The sequence below is a fragment of the Candidatus Latescibacter sp. IFSED24 genome (assembly GCF_058273205.1).
This window is the reverse complement of the sequence record NZ_CM177850.1, coordinates 1,399,918-1,418,021: the sequence shown is the minus strand read 5'-3', so window position 1 is coordinate 1,418,021 and position 18,104 is coordinate 1,399,918. Positions and strand designations below refer to the sequence as shown.

Sequence of the window (18,104 nt, the reverse complement as noted above, 5' to 3'; positions counted from 1 at the left end):
GGATCGCTCCCCGGTGAGGGCGATGAACGATAAGGAGAACGATTCATGAATGCAGGTACGATCCGGAGCGGTACACGGCGGGTAATGCTGACCCTGTTGGTAGCCATGCTGGCAGCGTCCGCGAGCGCCGACGCACAGCCGCCGACGAAGATGAAGATGACGACGGATATCCCCGCGTCCATCACCACGCCGGACCGCGTCGAGACGCGCATCGGCACCCTCGAGTTCTTCGACGGGATCCCCAGCAAAGAGACGGCCGACCTGGTCTACGACTACCTGGACTTCTCACGGGCCATGGAGACCTTCCTGAACGGGATCCCCGCCGCCTCCATCGAAGCCCTTCGGCTCGGGGCGGCGTCCCTCGGGCAGACCAGCTCGAACCAGGTCCTCTACTTCGACGAGCTGATGGACAGCAAGGCGCTGTTCCTGACCGGCAACACCAGCACGGTCTACGCCATCCCCATCCTCGACCTCAAGAAGGATGGCCCGACGGTGGTCGAGATCCCGGCCGGGGCCGGCCCGGGAACGGTCAACGACGCCTTCTTCCGCTTCGTGGTCGACATGGGTGCTCCCGGCCCGGACAGGGGCAAGGGCGGCAAGTACCTGATCCTGCCCCCGGACTATGAAGGCGAGCTCGAGGGTCCCATCGGCGGCAAGGCACAGGTCATCGACGGCGAGACCTACTTCGTCGCCAAGTCGCCCAGCTATGTGACCTGGATTGGATTGCGCGGATTCCTGGTCGACGGCAAACCGGACGCAGCCGCCAAGATGTGGAGGGACGGCCTGAAGATCTATCCCCTCGCCAGGAAAGACAATCCGCCGCAGATGGAGTTCATCAGCGGCTCCGGCAAATCGTTCAATACGATCCATGCCAACAATTTCGAGTTCTACGAGGAGCTCCACACCGTCGTCGAGCGGGAACCCGTCGAACTGTTCGACCCCGAGCTGCGCGGGCTCTTCGCCTCGGTCGGGATCGAGAAGGGCAAGCCGTTCGCCCCGGACGCGCGGATGAAGCAGATCATGACCGAGGCGGTGGCGGTGGCCAACGCGGCTTCACGGGCCATGCTCTGGGACGAGCGCAAGAAAGAGGAATTCCTCTATGAAGGAAGCTCCTGGAAGAGGGGTTACCCCGGCGACAACTATCAGTTCCTCAAAGATGAGGGGATGGGCGGGCGCAACCTGGACGCAAGGACCAGCTTCTACTACTTCGCCACGGTGAACACCCCGGCGATGGCGATGAAGCTGATCGGCGCCGGTTCCCAGTACGCCTGGGGCTATCTGGACTCGAAGGGCAACCATCTCGACGGCAGCAAGACCTACAAGTTGAACATCCCCAAGGATGCTCCCGCCCAGAAGTTCTGGTCGGTGTGCGTCTACGATCCCCAGACCCGCTCCATGCTCCAGACGGACCAGACCTTCCCGAGCAAGCAGAGCCAGCGCGACAAGATGATCGCCAACGACGACGGGTCGATCGATCTGTACTTCGGCCCCAAGGCCCCGGCCGGCATGGAAGCGAACTGGACCCAGACGGTCCCCGGCAAGGGTTGGTTCTGTCTCCTGCGTCTCTACAGCCCCACCGAGGCCTGGTTCGACAAGACCTGGCGACCGGGCGAGATCGAACTCGTGAAGTGATCGACCTTCTGGCGTCCGCCGTCGCAGGGTGGCGGACGCCGGCGGTGCCCGACGCGTCCGGTGCTCGAGACCGATCAGACGTTCGGCAAGAGCCGGAACGTGCTCCTGCGCGTGGACGGCGCGGAGCAGGCCTGGTTCGACAAGACATGGAAGCCCGGCGATTTCGAGCTGGCGAGGTTGGACTTACCGGATTTTCGATTACGGCCAGAAGTCATCACCGATACAGGGAGGAACCCGAGAGATGAGCACGAACAGCTATATGCCCAGGCTGCTGGTCGCCACGGCGGCCTTGACCGCAATCTTCTCCGCCGCCTTCGCGGCGGACCCCAAATACAAGGCCGATGTGCCGAACAGCCTGATCACGCCCGACAAGGTGCAGACCGAGTTCCTCGGCGAGCTCGAGTTCACCGACGGCATGCCCAGCGAGGCCACGGTCAAGAAGACCTACGACTTCATCGACCTGTCGCGGGCCGTCGATGCCTTTCTCAACGGAATTCCGGCCGCGTCCATCTACGCCATGCTGGAAGGTCTCGAGCAGGCCGGGGCGGAACCTGGCGACCTGGTGTTGTGGGAGCAGCTCTACGACGCCCGGAGCCTACTCCTGACGCCGCAGACGACCACGCCCTATGCCTTTGCCGAGATCAACGTCAAGGACGAGCCGGCCATCGTGGAAGTCCCTGCTGGGCGTCTCGTGGGAGCGGTGGACGATGCCTTCTTCCGCTGGGTCACTGACCTCGGAGTGACCGGCCCGAACCAAGGTCAGGGCGGCAAGTACGTTTTTGTCGGTCCCGACTACGACGGCGAGCTTCCCGAGGGATACCGGGTGGTCAAGACCCCGACCTACCGCAACTGGATGTTCCTGCGCGCGCTGGTCCAGGACGGCGACCTGGCAGCGGCCACCCTGGGCCTGCGAACCCAGTTCCGCATCTATCCCCTCTCGAAGCTGGACAGCCCGCCCAAGGGGAGGGTGGTCAATGCTTCGGGCGCGAAGATCAACACCATCCACGCCAACGATTATGGCTACTGGGAAGAGCTGAACGCGGTCATCCAGTACGAGCCCGCCGACGCCTTCAACCCCGAGCTGGTGGGCCAGTTCGCCGCGATCGGGATCAAGAAGGGCAAGCCCTTCGCGCCGGATGCCCGGATGAAGAAGATCCTCACCGAAGGCGTGGCCATCGGCAACGCCACGGCGCGTTCGATCACCTTCCGGCCTCGCTACGAAAGCGCCTACTTCTATCCGGGCCAGCGCCAGTGGTACTCCTGCTTCACCGGCGGCAGCCACGAGTTCATGAACAACGGCGAGCTGGTGCTGGACGACCGCATCATGTTCCACTACTACGCGACCGCCATCACCCCGGCCATGGCCAAGCCCAAGGTGGGCACCGGCTCCGCCTACGAGATCGGCGCTCATGATTCCGAAGGCCGCTACCTCGACGGCGGCAAGACCTACAAGGTCACCCTGCCAGGCCCCGTCCCCGCCAAGGACTTCTGGTCCTTCATGGTCTATGACAACCAGACCCGTTCGGTGCTGGAAACCGACCAGAAAACCGGCGGCCTTGACAGCAACAACCCGTCCGTGAAAGCCAACGCTGACGGTTCCTACACCATGTGGTTCGGGCCAAGGCCACCGGAAGGCCACGAAGGCAACTGGATCCAGACCATGCCCGGGAAGGGCTACAACATCCTGCTGCGCCTCTACGGCCCGCTGCAGCCCTGGTTCGACAAGACCTGGATGCCCGGTGATCTGGAGCTCGTCAAGTAGACACCAGCGTGGAAACCTTTGAAGGAGGGCAGAGCAACATGTTCGAGTCCGGCAAGAGAATAACCCTGATCGCCCTGATGCTGGCCCTCGTGGCCGCAACGGTGATGGCGGCGGACGAGCAGCCTGCAGCCGAAAAGGCCAAGTCCACCGTCCCGCCCAGCACCAACCCGACCCAGCGTGTCATCTACCCCGGTGAAGGCCAGACCGAGGAGCAGCAGTTGACGGACCAGCTGGAGTGCTACCGCTGGGCCTCGGAGCAGACGAATTGGGATCCCTACGAGGCCTATGACGTCCTCGTCGAGAAGGGCTACGTCGCCGCCCAGACGGCCGAGCAGGCCCAGGGTGGCCTGATCTCGGGTGCGGCCCGCGGGGCCGCCGCGGGCGCCATCATCGGCGCCATCGCCGGGGATGCCGGCAAGGGCGCCGCCATCGGCGCGACGGCCGGAGGCCTCGGCGGCGGCATGCGCTCGCGCCGGGCCCGGGCAAGCGCCCAGACCGAGATGGACGCGGCCATCGCCGAGTTCGAGCGCAACCTGCAGCAGTGGGATCGCAACTACACCGCCTGCATGAGCGCCAAGAACTACACCGTCAACTAGCCGCGGCACGCGGTGCGGCCGCAAGGAGAACGATCATGAAGACCATGGTTTGTACGGTGCTCGTCCTGGCATCGGCCCTGGCCCTGGCGGCCGGCGCGGCCGCCGCCGAGAAGGAGTGGATCTGCTCCATCACCGACGCGGTGGAGTGTTCGGAAGGCATGGAATGCGTGGCGCCCGATTTCGGCGGCGTCGAGCCGCCGAGCTTCCTGCACGTCGACATCGACAAGCAGGTGGTCACGTTGCTGGCGCCCACCGCTCGGCGTGGCGAGACCAACCGGATCGACCTGGTGCATGAAACGACCGGCGGCTGGATCCTCGCCGGCATCGACGGGACGCGAGCCTGGAGCATCTACCTGACGACGGACGGCAACATGACCCTCTCCATCGCCATGGACGGGACGACCTGGTCGGCGTTCGGGAAGTGTATGCCGGCTGCGGACGCCAAGCCGTGATGTCGGGGATGTCCAAGAGTGAGGGTGTTCGACCACGGGGGTTTGGTGGCATGATCCGTTGCGTGGTCGTCCTGCTGGTGATCCTGGCGCTCGCGCCGAGCGCCGGCGCGCAGCCGGCCGCGGATGCGTCCACGCCGGGAATGGTTACGCCGCCCAGCACCGAGACGGTGCCCTGGGAGTTCTCGCTCAAGCCTTACGTGTTTCTGTCTGGCCTGGCGGGGTCGGTCACCGCCGGCGACGTCACGTTTCCCGTCAACAGCAACTTCAGCGACCTGGTCGACAACCTGCGCGTGGGCGGCTTCGTGTCGCTGGCCGGCACCAGGGGACGGTGGGGCTTCCTGGCCGACCTGGAGTACATCAGCTTGAAGGGCGAGAGTACGGGCCGGGTGCCGGCCGAGCTCCGCCTCGACACCACGATCGGCGAGCTGGACGCGACCGTCGGCCCGGCGCATGGTTGTGGCCTGAGGTTTGTGGGTGGCGTGCGCCTCTTCGACGTCAGCCAGTCGCTGCGTGTCGCCGAGGACCCGGCCCTGGAAGCAAGCACCACGGTCGTCGATCCGATCCTCGGTGCAGTCGGCACGTGGGGGTTGGGCGACCGTTGGCGGTTCGGGATGCGGGGCGACATCGGGGGCTTCGGTGTGGGGTCCGAGTTCACGTACCAGCTCATGCTGGAGTTCCAGTTGCATATCTCGGGCAGCGTGGGGCTGCCGTTCGGGTACCGCGTCCTGGGCTACCAGATCCGGCAGGAATCGATCCAGCTGGACACCAGGCTCGGCGGGCTGTTCCTGGGTATGGAGTTCCGTTTCTGATCTCCGCCGGGAAGTCTGATGATCGTCCGGGTCGACCAGGCCCGGCAAGAATGGAGCAGGACTGCGCATGATCACCGAGACGATCCTCGACCAGTGCCCCGTGTGGCTTCTCTTCGTGGGCACGATCCTGCTGCTGTTCGCCGGCAGCGAGATCGGTTTCAGGGCCGGCGCCTGGCAGCATGCCCGCCGGGCCGAGGGGGACAAGACGCCCACCAACGCCATCATGGGTTCGACCCTGGGCCTGCTGGCGTTCATGCTGGCGTTCACCTTCGGGATGTCGAACACGCGGTTCGACGCCAGGCGGAATCTCGTGCTGGACGAAGCCAGCGCGATCCTGCGGACCTACCAGCGCACGCAGTTCCTGCCGGACCCCCAGCGCGACGAGTGCAGCCGGTTGCTGCGCGAGTATGTCGCGGTGCGGATCGAACTTCCGACGCTGGCGAACGTCGATGACGTGGCAGCGGCCATCGCGCGATCCGAGGCCATCCAGGACGAACTTTGGGCGCAGGCGAGGACCATGTCCGACCGGCCGAATACGATCCTGTCCGGTTTCATGCAGGCGTTGACCGAATTGACCGATGTGCAGATGAAACGAGTCCGTGCCGCCGTCTGGAACCGCATCCCCGCGACCATCGTGCTGATGCTCTACACCATCGCGCTCCTGGGCCTGGCCACGATGGGCTACGGCGCCGGCCTGGTGGCAAGCCGAACGATGGTGCCGAGGATCGTGCTCGTCATCGCCTTTTCGGCCGTCATCGTGCTGATCGTGGATCTGGAGCGTCCGCGCCAGAAGCTCTTCCATATCTCGCGGGAACCGATGACGACGGTTGCGCACCGCATCGGGGCGCTTCCGGTTCCGGGGGAATAGTGGCTCGGAATCCCGCGACATCGCGTGCGTTCGCGACGTTGCCCTTCCGCGCAGTCCAGCCGCCCGCCGCGGCACGGTCGTAACTCTCCGGATTGCCGTGCGGACGAATCATGGGCAGGGGCAGGGGAGACCCGCGCGTGTTTGGCGCGTCAGCGTCGCCGGGCCGGCGGTCGCGGCAACAGCACCGGCGTCCGCCGCTTGTAGTCCTCGTATCGCTCCTGGCCGCCCCACCGCGCGTCGGCCCTCGCCTCGAGCAGCGGGATGCCGCTGATGCCGATCAGCAGGAACGACACGAACACGGGCGAGACGAGCGTGGCCCACTGCCAGCCGTGCAGCACCGGCGCGGCCACCAGCGCCATGCCCGTCCAGAGCACGATCTCCCCGAAGTAGTTGGGGTGCCGCGACCAGGCCCACAGTCCGACGTCGATGAAGGCCCCCTCGTTGGCGGGGTCGGCCTTGAACCGGGACTTCTGGCGGTCGGCGACGATCTCGACGAGCATGCCGACCGCCCACACTGCGACACCGGCCATGCCCACCGCCCCGAGCGGTTCACGCACGCCGCCGGTGATGACCGCGAGGGCGGCGGCCGCCGTCAGCAGCACCCACAGGCCCTGCAGCGTCCAGGCCATGAAGAACCGCACCGGTCGGTGCTTGAGGTCGTCGAAGCGCCCGTCGTGGCCGGCCCTCTTGATGCGCAGGAAGAGGAACGTGGCCAACCGCAGCGACCAGACCAGCACCATGGCGGCCACGAGGGAGGCGCGCAGATCGAGGCGGCTGGACAGCAGCACCGCCACCACGGTGACGCTGACGTAGGTGACGCCGCCGACCAGGTCGTAGTAGCGCTCGGTGCGCGCCAGCGCCGAGGGCACGAAGGCCAGCCAGTTGACCGCGAAGGCGAGGACACCGCACAGCGCGAAGACCGGGACGCCGCCGATCCGGTCTCCGCCAGCGCTCCCGGCCCACGCCATGGCGGCACCCGCGGCGGTCGCCAGCAAGACCGCGGCCACGGCTTGTGTGTTGCTGGGCGTGGACATGCGGACTCCTTTCCCCTCGCCACCGATCTTCGCTCTCCAGTGACGTCATGTCGATCGAAAAGCGGGCCTGGTTCGCTGGATGCTCAGCCAGTTCGCCACGGTGGCGGAGGTGAAGGCGGCGCTGGCCGACATCACAGTCGTGCCGATCTACATCGACGAGAACGGCGTGCCGTCCCCCACCGCGCACTGGCGGGTCACCGACAAGGCCGGGGGCAGCATCGTCATCGAGATCATCGACGAGGGCGAGGTGCACGTCTACGACAACGAGGTCGGTGTGCTCACCAACGCGCCTGGCTTCCCGTGGCACCTGCTTGACCGGCTGGATTTCACGAATGGCGAGGAGAGATCCCACGCCATCGATCAGGGGCGGTTCCACTACGAAGATGGGACGCCCCGCTGATGTCGTCGCCGGTCGACGTCCACGGTACGAACCAGTGTGGCCTGCCCGATTCCGAATCCTCGTGCAGGTGACTGGTGTGTTGCCTGGAGATGTTGAACTGAGCGCATTCCGCAGGCGCGGCAGCCGCGATGACACTTGGATCCGCGGGTGGATCCGAGTCGTGTCGACACGGTATTCCGTTAATAGCTTAACTTACCATCCATTATGTGCCATGGTGTCTCCTGGAGGCGGATACCGGTGAGCTCGGCTGCCGATGTGGTCGCCATGCTCCGGTAACTCCGTCACGAATGAGAGGAGACAAGATGAGGATGCTGATAACCTCAATCGCCGTGATACTTGTCCTTTCCGCCGGACAGCTCGCCGCCCAGCCCACCCGCGAGGAGCTCTCGCAGCAGGCGGCGAACCCCATCGCCGACCTGATGAGCTTCCCGTTCCAGAACAACACCGACTTCGGGCTCGGGCCCTACGACCGCGCGTCGAACGTCCTGAACATCCAGCCCGTCATCCCGCTTGCGGACGGCAAGCTGATCACGCGCACCATCTTCCCCTTCGCCTGGATCCCGGACGTCGCGGCGGAGAGCGGCCTGCGCTCGTCCGGCCTGGCCGACGTCTCGTTCACGGCCTTCTACGCGCCGGGCGGAAGCTCCACCATGTGGGGCGTCGGCCCGATCCTGGAGTTCCCCACCGGCGGTTCCGAAAGAGGCTCCGAGAAGTGGAGCGCCGGCGTCTCGGGAGTCGTCCTGGCGCAGCCCGGCGACTGGACGCTGGGCCTGCTCGCCAACAACCTCTGGTCCTACGCCGGCGCCGACGACCGCGACGCCGTGAACAAGGGGCTGCTGCAGTACTTCGTGGTCTACCAGCTGGGCGGGGGCTGGTACCTCAACAGCGCACCGATCATCACCGTCGACTGGCAGGCCGCGTCGGGCCAGCGCTGGAAGGTCCCCTTCGGCGCCGGCGGCGGCAAGGTCATGTTCGTGGGCAAGCTGCCGGTGAACGTCCAGGCGCAGGCCTACACCTTCGTCGAGAAGCCGGATGTCGGACCCGACTGGCAGCTGCGGGTGCAGCTGCAGTTCCTGTTGCCAGCGCCGGGTGGGGGCAACTGATCGCGAGAAGTCGGAGGGCCGCAGGCCGGCGCCGTCACGATCGTCGGCCGGTCACGAATAGAAACGAGGGAGAATCGTCATGAAACACCCGATCCTCGCCCTGGTCCTGATCATCCTCATCAGCGGCTGCACTGGCGATTCCACCGAGAAGCCGACACCCGAGCAGGTCCAGGCCATCGCCAGGGATGCCTACGTCTACGGTTTCCCGATGGTCATGAACTACAAGACCATGTACCAGTACGTGGTCGACACGGAGAGCCCGGATTACAAAGGGCCGTTCAACGAGGTCGCCTGCGAGGCTCGCCTGTTCACGCCGGACGACCGGGCCGTCGTCACCCCCAATGCCGACACGCCCTACTGCATGTTCTGGGTGGACCTGCGCGCGGAACCATTGGTCCTGTCGGTGCCGGAGATCGCCGGCGAGCGATACTACAGTTTCCAGCTCATCGACCTCTACACCCACAACTTCGCCTACGTGGGCACGCTCACCACGGGCAACGCGGCCGGGCGCTACCTGCTGGCCGGACCGGACTGGAACGGGGAACCGCCGGCGGACATCACCGAGGTCATCCGGTCCGAAACCGACTTCATCTTCAACGTCACGCGGACGCAGCTCTTCGGTCCGGACGACCTGCCGGAGGTCGCGTCGATCCAGGCGCAGTACGAACTGGTGCCGCTGAGCGCCTTCCTCGGCAAGGCGGCCCCGGAGCCTGAGTCCCCACCCGCGTTTCCGGAGTGGGTGGAGGGCTCGCAGTTCGACGAGCGTTTCTTCACCTACCTGGACTTCATGATGGATCTGCTCGAGAAGCCAGGACCGGGTGAGGATGCGCTCTGGCGGGACCTCGCGCGCCTCGGCCTCGGCCCCGGCAAGACCTTCCACCTGGACAGGCTCCCGGAAGAACACGTGGCGGTGTTGCGGGCTGGAGCCGAGGAGGCCTTCGCCGCCATTGAGTCGTTCATCGCCAGCCAGGCCGGCGATCCCTTGATCAGCGGGAAGATATTCGGGACGCGGGAGTTCCTCGGCGAGAGCGCCCGGAAGAACTACCAGCTGGACAGGCCGGACATGCTTCGCGCCGTGGCCGCCCACATGGGTCTGTACGGAAACTCGGCGGCGGAGGCCACCTATCCCACGTTCCTGGTCGACGCCGATGGCGCGCCACTGGACGGCTCCGCCCACGCCTACACGATGACCTTCCCGGATGGGGCGCTCCCGCCGGTGAAGGCCTTCTGGTCGCTGACCATGTACGACGGCAAGACCCAGCTCTTCATCGAGAATCCGCTCGATCGCTACCTCCTGAGCTCCGAGATGCTGGATCAGTTCAAACGCGAGGCCGACGGCTCCCTGGTGCTGCACGTCGGCAAGGATTCGCCCGGCGAGGACCTGAAGGCCAACTGGCTACCGGCGCCGGACGGACCCTTCTACCTTGTCATGCGTCTCTACGGACCTGAGGAGGCGGCCCTCGAAGGTCGCTGGACACCGCCAAGGGTCCACAAGGCAGATTGATGGTTGTACCCATGAGACTGTGTCCGGTCCCTGATTTGCAGTATCAGGGGCATGAATACTCACCATATCTATCATCAGGATTGGCGGCCCCCACATTGCCCCAACCCTGACTGCAAGTTCCACAACGACTTGCCCGAGCCCTGGCCCTGCAAACGCATGGGCTTCTTCTACCGCAAGGCCGCCCCCCACCGTATCCGACGGTTCCTCTGCCTGCACTGCCGTGTCTCCTTCAGTTCACAGACCTTCTCGACCACCTACTACCTTAAACGTCCCGACATCCTGCCCCAGCTGATGACCAAGACCGTCGGCTGCATGGCCAATCGCCAGATCGCCACCGACCTGAAGGTCTCCCCGACCACCATCGACAACCAGCTCAACCGCCTCGGCCGCCACTGCCTGCTCTTCCACGAGCAGGTCCGGCAGCGGATGTCGCCGTCCCGGGTGATCGCCGTCGACGGGTTCGAGAGCTTCGAGCTGAGTCAGTACTTCCCGTTCCACTTCCATCTGGCAGTGGACTGCCGCACGGGGATGTTCCTGCACTTCACCGACAGCCCGCTCAGGCGGAAGGGGTCGATGACCGCGCGGCAGAAGGCGCGGCGGCAGGAGCTGGAGGAGCAGTTCGGGCGTCCGGATCCGCGGGCCGTGCGTAAGGACATGCAGGAATTGCTCGAGATGGTGACGCGGAATGCGGCGGCGGTGACGATCCGCAGCGACGCTCACAAGTCGTATCCGCCGGCGATCCGGGCTGTGGAGTCGGCGTGGAAGGTGATCCGGCATGAGGTGACGAGCTCCAGAGATCGTCGAGATCAGCACAACGCGCTGTACGAGATCAACTTGCTGGATCTGTTGCTGCGTCATGGGAGCGGGAATCATAAGCGGGAGACGATCGCGTGGTCGAAGCGTCGCCAGGGAGCGGCGCTGCGGTTGGCTGTGTTCCTGGTGTGGCGGAACTACGTGCGGCCTCGTTGGACGAAGAAGTGTGGGGAGACGCCAGCGATGCAGGCTGGGTTGTTCGGGGGGCGGTTGACGGTAGGGAAGATCCTGGGTGGTCGGTTGTTCGTGTCGAAGGTCGGGCTCGCGGGGCGGTGGCGGGAGTACTACTGGGGGGAGGTGGAGACGCCGGCGTTGGGAGTGAATCGGCGGCATGCGTTGAAGCGGGCGGCTTGAAAGAGAGGGCCTGGGCGTTGGCCCAGGCCCGGGACACAGTCTCGATGGTACAACCCACCTCAAGCGGTCCTCTTCATCCCCGCTAGCACCAGACCATCGATGAATTCCTCCTGCAGCGACTTCTCCTTGACCGATCGTGCGATGAGTTCCTCCGCACGGCCAGGCAGGTCCGGTTTCTCCGCGAGGAGTCTGGCGAGCCATGGTTCGGCCTCGTCGTACCGGCCCAGCTTTCCGAGCGCGGCTGCCATGAGCGCCAGGTACCAGAATCCCGACTCGTCATGACCGCGTACGGCCCTGAGGGCTCCCTCGTAATCGGCGCCATGAAACCGTTCGAGGTACACGCCGTGCCGGAACCACTGCGGGTGGAACGGATTCGACGTCATCGCGCGGTCCAGCAGCAGCCGGCCCCGCGCGAAATCACCGGCGAGAACGGCCAGGTAGCCGATGGTGCCGGTGGCGTAGGGATTCGCAGGGTTCAGCGCGAGGGTCTTCGCCGCCTCCTCGCCGAAGGCCGCGAGGTCGTTGCTGAGCAGTAGCGCGTAGGCGAGGACCAACCGGCTGCCCTGACGCTGTGGGGCGATGGCGACGCCCCGTTCAGCATAGGCCAGACCGGTGGCGAGCGGGTCCTCGAACCCGGGCACGTCCCAGCCATACATCTGGCAGTAGAGCGAAGCGAGCGCCGACCACACGGGCCCGTATTCGGGTTCGCGGTCGGCTGCAGCACGGAGGGCGGCGAAGCAGCTGGTGCTCGCGTCCGGCGACGGGGCGATCTGATAGCTGTAGTAGCGGAGCATGGCCTCGTAGGTGCTCAGGTCGGCAGGTGCTTTTGTCCGTGACTCAGCTGCCAGGCGACGGGAGATGATGCCGTGCTCGCTCGCGATGGTCGCCACGACGTTGTGGGCGATCTCTTCCTGAATCCCGATGAGCCTGGCAGCCTCGAGGCGGTGCTTGAAGGTTCCGGACCAGACCTGGCGACCCGTGGCCGCCTCGACCAGATGGACGGCGACCTTCACGGCCTCCGTGTCACCGCGGATCGATCCCGAGAGCAGGAACCGGGCGCCGAGCGAGCGACAGAGCTGCTCCGGATCGGCCGGCGGATTGCCGCCCGCCAGGGCTCGATGGCAAGGGATCACGGTCAGGTCCTGGTAGGAGTTCAACTCGGTGACCAGCTCTTCGGCAAGTCCCATGCTGAAGAAGTGTCTGCTCGCATCTCCGGTCAGGTTTTCGAGCGGAAGTACGGCCACCGCCGGCTTCCCTGACCGCGGCAGCTTGGGATAGGGTGACGGTGATGTGCGCGCCGGCCAGTCGCTGGCGGTGCGGGTGGCGAATCGCGGCACGTATCGGCCCTTCGGTACATCGATGATGATCGGATCGTTGCTGCCGGCCACCAGGTAGTACCGTTCCAGCGCCCGGCGCATGCGGCCGGCCTGGATGCGGACGATCGGATCCTGCGCGGGGTCGAAATCCTGTCCGCGATCCATGATGGACGTGGCGATGGTGTAGCCCTTCAGCTGGTCGGACCGCCCGGCGAGGGTCTCCTCGACGATGAATCGCAAGAAATCGCGCACCCGTTCGGTCGCCTGGAACTCACGGCTGGCGAGGATGCGCGCGAGCTGTTCGCGGATGGCGTCGTGCGTCGGTTCGCAGGACGAACTCCTCACGCAGGACGATTCATGCGCCGGTGGAACGCGGGAACTCTCTTTTCCAGGCACGACACGGACTCGATCGATCTTGCAGGTGATTGTCAGCCAACGTCTTCGCGAGTGTAACTTACATGCCATTACCGTAAAACCCTTTTCGCCCCGTCCGCCTGCCGGCAAGGTCGCTTCCGGAGGCAGATATCCATGAGCTCGACTCTCGACATGTTCGCCATGGTCCGGAAACACGTCTCCGGCCAGGAAGAAGTCCTCGAACGCATCTACTGGGCCGACTCCTCTTTCCGGGCCCTCTGCCACGACTTCCTGGCCTGCCAGGCCGCGTTGGCGCGGTTGCGACGACAGGATACTCCGGACACGTTGCTCAGACAGGACGAGTACGCCGGACTCCTCGAGGAACTCGCCGCGGAAATCCGTCACTGGCCGGACGATCGAACACCCACCGGGCCGACGGACCGGGGGCCCGACACTCCTGGGCGTCCTGGTCGATAGATCAGACGGTGCGGCCGAGATCGTCGCTTGACAGCTTAAAAAGTGAAGGGACAAGCAGATGAAGATCACGCACAAGACGATCACATGGATGGCGATCGTGTCATGCCTGACCTTGGTCGGCGGCGGCCTGGTCGCGGCCCAGGCGCAGGACGTCCTGCCGTTTCCCGATCCGCCGATGGGCGGCGAGGTCGGGCCCACGATGCAGCAATCCGTCCACCAGTGGCGCGAGCAGCCGCGCCACCTGCCCGAGGACGCGCCCAATATCCTCATCGTCATGTTCGACGACGCGGGCTTCGGGCAGCCGAGCACCTTCGGGGGCGAGATCGAGACGCCGACCCTGTCGCGGCTGGCGGAGGAGGGCATCGCCTACAACGCCTTCCACACCACCGCCATGTGCTCGCCCACTCGGGCCGCCCTCATGACGGGCCGCAACCACCATCGCGTCGGTGCGGGCATCATCGCCGAGTTCGCCAACGACTGGGACGGCTATTCGGGCGTCATCCCGAAATCATCGGCGACCATCGCCGAGGTTCTGCGCTATTACGGCTACGCCACGTCGGCCTTCGGCAAGGACCACAACACGCCGGTGGAGCAGATCGCCAACGGCCCCTACGATCGCACCCCCACGGGGCGGGGCTTCGACTACTTCTACGGCTTCATCGCCGGCGAGACCTCGCAGTGGGAGCCTACCCTGTGGGAGAACACCACGCCGATCTCGATGCCTCACGTGGACAACCATGAGGACTTCCACCTGACCGAGGCCATGGCGGACAAGGCCATCACCTGGATGCGGCGCCACCTCGCCATGAATCCGGATCGTCCGTTCCTGATGTGGTGGACGCCGGGCGCCGTGCACGGCCCCCATCACGTGGCCCAGGAGTGGGCCGACAAGTACAAGGGCAAGTTCGACGACGGCTGGGACGCCTACCAGAAGCGGGTCTTCGAGCGCCAGAAGGCCATGGGCTGGATCCCGGCCGACACCGAGCGGCCGCCCCGCCCACACGGCATGCCCGCCTGGGAGGACATCCCCCAGGACGAGCGCGCCTTCCAGGCACGCCTGATGGAGGTTTATGCTGGTTTCCTGGAGCACACTGACGCCCAGGTCGGCCGCCTGATCGACGAGCTGGAGGCCCGGGGCATCCGCGACAACACCCTGGTCCTCTACATTGTCTCGGACAACGGCGCCTCGGCCGAGGGCCTCGATGGAAGCGTGGCGGAGCTGAACGCCCAGAACGGCATTCCGACCACGATCGCCGAGCACATCGCCGTGGCGCAGGAGCTAGGCGGGCTCGAAGCCATCGGCGGGCCGAAGATGGACAACATGTACCACTGTGGCTGGGCCTGGGCGGGCGACAGCCCCTTCCGCTACACCAAGCTGATCGCCGCCGACTGGGGCGGCACGCGCACGCCCATGGTCGTCTCCTGGCCGCAGCGCATCAAACCCGATGCGACCCCGCGGCCGCAGTTCACCCACGTCAACGACGTGGCGCCCACCATCTACGACATCCTCGGCATCGAGCCGCCCAAGGTCGTGGACGGCCACGTGCAGGACCCCATCGACGGAGTCAGCTTCGCCTACACCTTCGACTCGGCCGACGCCCTGGAGCAGAAGCAGACCCAGTACTTCGAGTGCCTGGGCAGCCGCGGCATCTACCACGAGGGCTGGATGGCCAGCACCTTCGGGCCGCGCACACCGTGGGTGGCGCAGATGCCGGACCTGACCAGCTGGGATCCCATGCAGGACGAGTGGGAGCTCTATGACACCCGCAGCGACTACTCGCTGATGAACAACCTGGCGGACGAGCACCCCGAGAAGCTCGAGAGATTGAAGGCCCTCTTCATGCAAGAAGCCGAGGACAACAAGGTCCTGCCCATCGGCGGCGCCCTGTACACCGGGCTCAACCCGCAAGAGATGAAGCGCAGCGCCAACACAGAGTGGACCCTCTTTGCGGGCATAACCCGGATTCCCGAGAGCCAGGCGCCCAACGTGCGCAACGGCAATCTCCGAGCGGAGATCGAGGCGACGGTGCCGTCAGGCGTCAACGGCGTGATCTTCGCCATGGGCGGCTACACCGGCGGCGTGAGCCTCTATGCCCTCGACGGCGTGCTCTACTACGAGTACAGCGCCCTCCTGCTCAAGCGCGACAAGATCGAGGTCGGGCGTCTACCCGCAGGCGACGTGACCATCGCGCTCGAGATGCGGACGCCTCTGCAGAGAGCAGCGCCCGCACAGCTGACATTCTGGATCAACGGCGAACAGACGGCCACCGGAACAGTCCGGCGCACGGTCCCTGCCGTCTTCACCGCATCCGAGACCTTCGACGTGGGCATGGACACCAGCTCGCCGGTTGCGGACGATTACTTCGACAAGGCGCCGTTCGAGTTTGAAGGGACGCTGAAGAGACTCTATTTCAAGTACCTGCCGGTGGGGCAGCCAGCTTTCGTCGGCTCGCCGGACGACGACTGAGGATTGACGACGCACGACTGGAGCTCGCTGGCCGTCACGCCTCCTCGTCCACCAGTCCTCGCCAGACGTGCGCCTCGAGGAAGCTGCCCGCGACATGGGCTTCCATCTCGCGGTACAACGGCAGCGGGGCGGTGAACGACATGATGTCCTTGCCGAGAGAGGCGCGCACGTTGCGCCGCGCCGAGATGTCGGTCATTCCCACCAGGGCGCGCGGTTCATGGCGTTGCATCTCGCGGTACGCCAGGATCCCCATCACCTGGCACCCGGCCGCGTAGGTCATCAGGACGTTGTCCAGCCCCTTGCGGGCGTAGTTGGCCAGGATGACCAGCGCCGAGAGCTGGTCCGGATTGACGAAGTAGGAGATGTTCTGGATGTCGTCGTCGGCCTCGACCAGTGACAGGGGCTTGACCACCACGTAACGGGTGGGGATGTCCATCATCGGCAGATCGGCGACGAATTCCTGCGTCAGCTTGGCGTTCTTGACGTACCGCTCGCCATGCAGGTAGGTGCCGGCGAAGCGGGCGCCGGCGGGGTCCTGCTTCATGTGTTCGCCGATGGCGCGGCCGCGCTGGTTCGTCTCGTTGCCCTCGGACAGGAAGTGGCAGAATCCTTCGACGCCGCCGGGAAAGTCCTCGTAGCGGTTGCCGAAACCGAGTCCGACGCCGCCGCCCCAGCAGCCGAAGGTCTCCCGGCTGAAGACGCCAGGTCGACCCTTGGTCGCCGCGGTGGCGAACAGGCTGACCACGCAGCCGAACCTGCCCGGCTTGAACTCCATGGCGTCGTCGGGCTTGTGGTCCGACCAGAGGACCGCCACCGGCTCGGTCTGCAGCTTGATGGCCTGCGCGATCTTGCTTTGCATCTCTACCTCGCAATCTTCATGGCTGTCGCTTCTGCGACAGTACATGGGCAGCGCCAATCCAATCAAGATCAACGGCTTCGAACCGGGCTCCCACGCACGGACTGGATCCCGGTCGGTTGATCCGGTCCTGTCCGAACCGATATAATCTAGTACGACCTCGCAGCCCGCCAGCCGACTGTACAGCGGCACCGGCGACCCCCGCCAGCTGGCGCTCGCGGTCGGATCAGGAGACCACCGACCTCTTGAACGGAGGCTCGCCCATGAAGCTCATCGTCCTCTGCCTGCTCTGCCTGGCCGCCGCGGCCCCGGCCGCTGATCTGGGCACCACCCCGCCCGCCAAACCGCCGGCGAACCACCAGGCGCCGCCGCCCGAACCGGCCGTGCTGCGCCAGGGCGGCGACACCATCGCCGACGCCGTCACCATCCTCGTGCCTTACGACGGCACCGGCGCCACCATCGGCTACACCGACGACTACGACGAGGCGTGCCCCTACGAAGGCAGCACCTCGCCCGACGTGGTGTACCGCTTCGAATGGTGGATGGGCGGGGGCAACGGCCTTTTCATCGACATGTACGGCTCCGGCTACGACACCAAGATCTACCTCTACGACGAAGAGCTGAACCTGGTGGACTGCAACGACGACTGGTACCCCGACTACACGTCGCTGATCACCCTCATCGACGCCGGCGTCTACTACCTGGTGATCGACGGCTACGGCGGCGACGCCGGCGAGTATCACCTGCAGCTCCACGAGTTCTACTGGGACACGGTGGAGTGCCCCGGCGGCGACGTCCAGCTGGAGGGGGAGCCGCCCCTCGTGGTGGACTACGTCGACGCCTTCAACGGGGGCTGCAACAGCCCCGACCAGGGCGCGCCGTTCCAGACCATCACCGACGATGTGTTCTGCGGCGTGTCGGGCTGGTACCCTTTCGAGGGCGCCACCAACCGCGACACCGACTGGTTCCTGCTCACCCTGCCCGCCAGCGGCACCATGGAGATCATAGGCGACGGCGCGTTCGCCACTTACATGTTCGAGCTGGGGCCGCAGGACTGCGGTGAGGTGGGCGTGTTGCAGAGCGTGGAGGTGGGACCGCTCCAGGAAGGCACCATGTTCGTCACCGGCGAGCCGGGCGCTACCGTCTGGTTCTGGGTGGGGCCCACGGAGTTCACCCCGCCCGGAGGCTTCGACGTCTACGAGTACGAATACGTGCTCTGGATTCCGGACGTGGTGGCCACCGAGCGGCACTCCTGGAGCAGGGTGAAGGCGCTGTTCGATTGACCAACGAAAGTAGCCGCGCAGACA

16 protein-coding genes are annotated in these 18,104 nt (G+C 65.6%); 13 read left to right on the top strand and 3 right to left on the bottom strand.

Features of this window, described 5'->3' with window-relative positions; translation table 11 throughout:
- Positions 1–45 precede the first annotated feature (45 nt).
- From IFSED24_RS05815 to IFSED24_RS05790, 6 genes are all read left to right on the top strand, one after another.
- Positions 46–1,632 (top strand): DUF1254 domain-containing protein, encoded by a 1,587-nt coding sequence (locus IFSED24_RS05815; protein WP_491334273.1) that lies wholly within the window; start codon positions 46–48, stop codon positions 1,630–1,632.
- Positions 1,633–1,873: 241 nt separating this feature from the next.
- On the top strand, positions 1,874–3,394 hold the full coding sequence (locus IFSED24_RS05810; protein WP_491334272.1) for a DUF1254 domain-containing protein: 1,521 nt from the start codon (positions 1,874–1,876) through the stop codon (positions 3,392–3,394).
- 38 nt (positions 3,395–3,432) lie between these two features.
- On the top strand, positions 3,433–3,990 hold the full coding sequence (locus tag IFSED24_RS05805; RefSeq protein WP_491334271.1) for a YMGG-like glycine zipper-containing protein: 558 nt from the start codon (positions 3,433–3,435) through the stop codon (positions 3,988–3,990).
- Positions 3,991–4,025: 35 nt separating this feature from the next.
- A complete protein-coding gene (locus IFSED24_RS05800) occupies positions 4,026–4,442 on the top strand; it encodes a hypothetical protein (protein WP_491334270.1) in 417 nt (138 codons plus the stop codon).
- A gap of 50 nt (positions 4,443–4,492) precedes the next feature.
- Positions 4,493–5,251, top strand: a complete 759-nt coding sequence (locus IFSED24_RS05795; protein WP_491334269.1) for a hypothetical protein — start codon at positions 4,493–4,495, stop codon at positions 5,249–5,251.
- 67 nt (positions 5,252–5,318) lie between these two features.
- The gene (locus IFSED24_RS05790) at positions 5,319–6,119 is read left to right on the top strand and encodes a bestrophin-like domain (RefSeq protein WP_491334268.1); all 801 of its coding nucleotides are present in this window, start codon (positions 5,319–5,321) and stop codon (positions 6,117–6,119) included.
- 149 nt (positions 6,120–6,268) lie between these two features.
- Here IFSED24_RS05790 and IFSED24_RS05785 read toward each other — a convergent pair whose 3' ends face one another.
- Positions 6,269–7,153, bottom strand: coding sequence for a DUF1295 domain-containing protein (locus IFSED24_RS05785; protein ID WP_491334267.1), 885 nt, complete (start codon positions 7,151–7,153; stop codon positions 6,269–6,271).
- A 79-nt stretch (positions 7,154–7,232) separates the two neighbouring features.
- Here IFSED24_RS05785 and IFSED24_RS05780 point away from each other — a divergent pair, with 79 nt between their 5' ends.
- From IFSED24_RS05780 to IFSED24_RS05765, 4 genes are all read left to right on the top strand, one after another.
- Positions 7,233–7,553 (top strand): linear amide C-N hydrolase, encoded by a 321-nt coding sequence (locus IFSED24_RS05780; RefSeq protein ID WP_491334266.1) that lies wholly within the window; start codon positions 7,233–7,235, stop codon positions 7,551–7,553.
- 302 nt (positions 7,554–7,855) lie between these two features.
- Entirely contained in the window at positions 7,856–8,656 is an 801-nt protein-coding gene (locus IFSED24_RS05775) for a neuromedin U (protein ID WP_491334265.1), read from the top strand.
- A 79-nt stretch (positions 8,657–8,735) separates the two neighbouring features.
- Positions 8,736–10,160, top strand: coding sequence for a DUF1254 domain-containing protein (locus IFSED24_RS05770; RefSeq protein WP_491334264.1), 1,425 nt, complete (start codon positions 8,736–8,738; stop codon positions 10,158–10,160).
- A 51-nt stretch (positions 10,161–10,211) separates the two neighbouring features.
- Positions 10,212–11,327, top strand: a complete 1,116-nt coding sequence (locus tag IFSED24_RS05765; RefSeq protein ID WP_491334263.1) for a hypothetical protein — start codon at positions 10,212–10,214, stop codon at positions 11,325–11,327.
- Positions 11,328–11,386: 59 nt separating this feature from the next.
- On the opposite strand, the gene IFSED24_RS05760 is transcribed toward IFSED24_RS05765, so the two are convergent.
- A complete protein-coding gene (locus IFSED24_RS05760) occupies positions 11,387–12,988 on the bottom strand; it encodes a hypothetical protein (RefSeq protein WP_491334262.1) in 1,602 nt (533 codons plus the stop codon).
- Between the two features lie 183 nt (positions 12,989–13,171).
- Between IFSED24_RS05760 and IFSED24_RS05755 the strand changes: the two genes are divergently transcribed.
- Together IFSED24_RS05755 and IFSED24_RS05750 are read left to right on the top strand one after the other, a co-directional pair.
- Positions 13,172–13,474 (top strand): hypothetical protein, encoded by a 303-nt coding sequence (locus IFSED24_RS05755; RefSeq protein WP_491334261.1) that lies wholly within the window; start codon positions 13,172–13,174, stop codon positions 13,472–13,474.
- Between the two features lie 88 nt (positions 13,475–13,562).
- On the top strand, positions 13,563–15,941 hold the full coding sequence (locus IFSED24_RS05750) for an arylsulfatase (protein WP_491335033.1): 2,379 nt from the start codon (positions 13,563–13,565) through the stop codon (positions 15,939–15,941).
- Between the two features lie 34 nt (positions 15,942–15,975).
- On the opposite strand, the gene IFSED24_RS05745 is transcribed toward IFSED24_RS05750, so the two are convergent.
- Positions 15,976–16,800: a DUF169 domain-containing protein gene (locus IFSED24_RS05745; protein ID WP_491334260.1), complete on the bottom strand. Its 825-nt coding sequence runs from the start codon at positions 16,798–16,800 to the stop codon at positions 15,976–15,978.
- Between the two features lie 260 nt (positions 16,801–17,060).
- On the opposite strand from IFSED24_RS05745, the gene IFSED24_RS05740 reads away from it, so the two are divergent.
- Positions 17,061–18,080: a hypothetical protein gene (locus tag IFSED24_RS05740; protein ID WP_491334259.1), complete on the top strand. Its 1,020-nt coding sequence runs from the start codon at positions 17,061–17,063 to the stop codon at positions 18,078–18,080.
- The last annotated feature ends 24 nt before the right edge of the window (positions 18,081–18,104 follow it).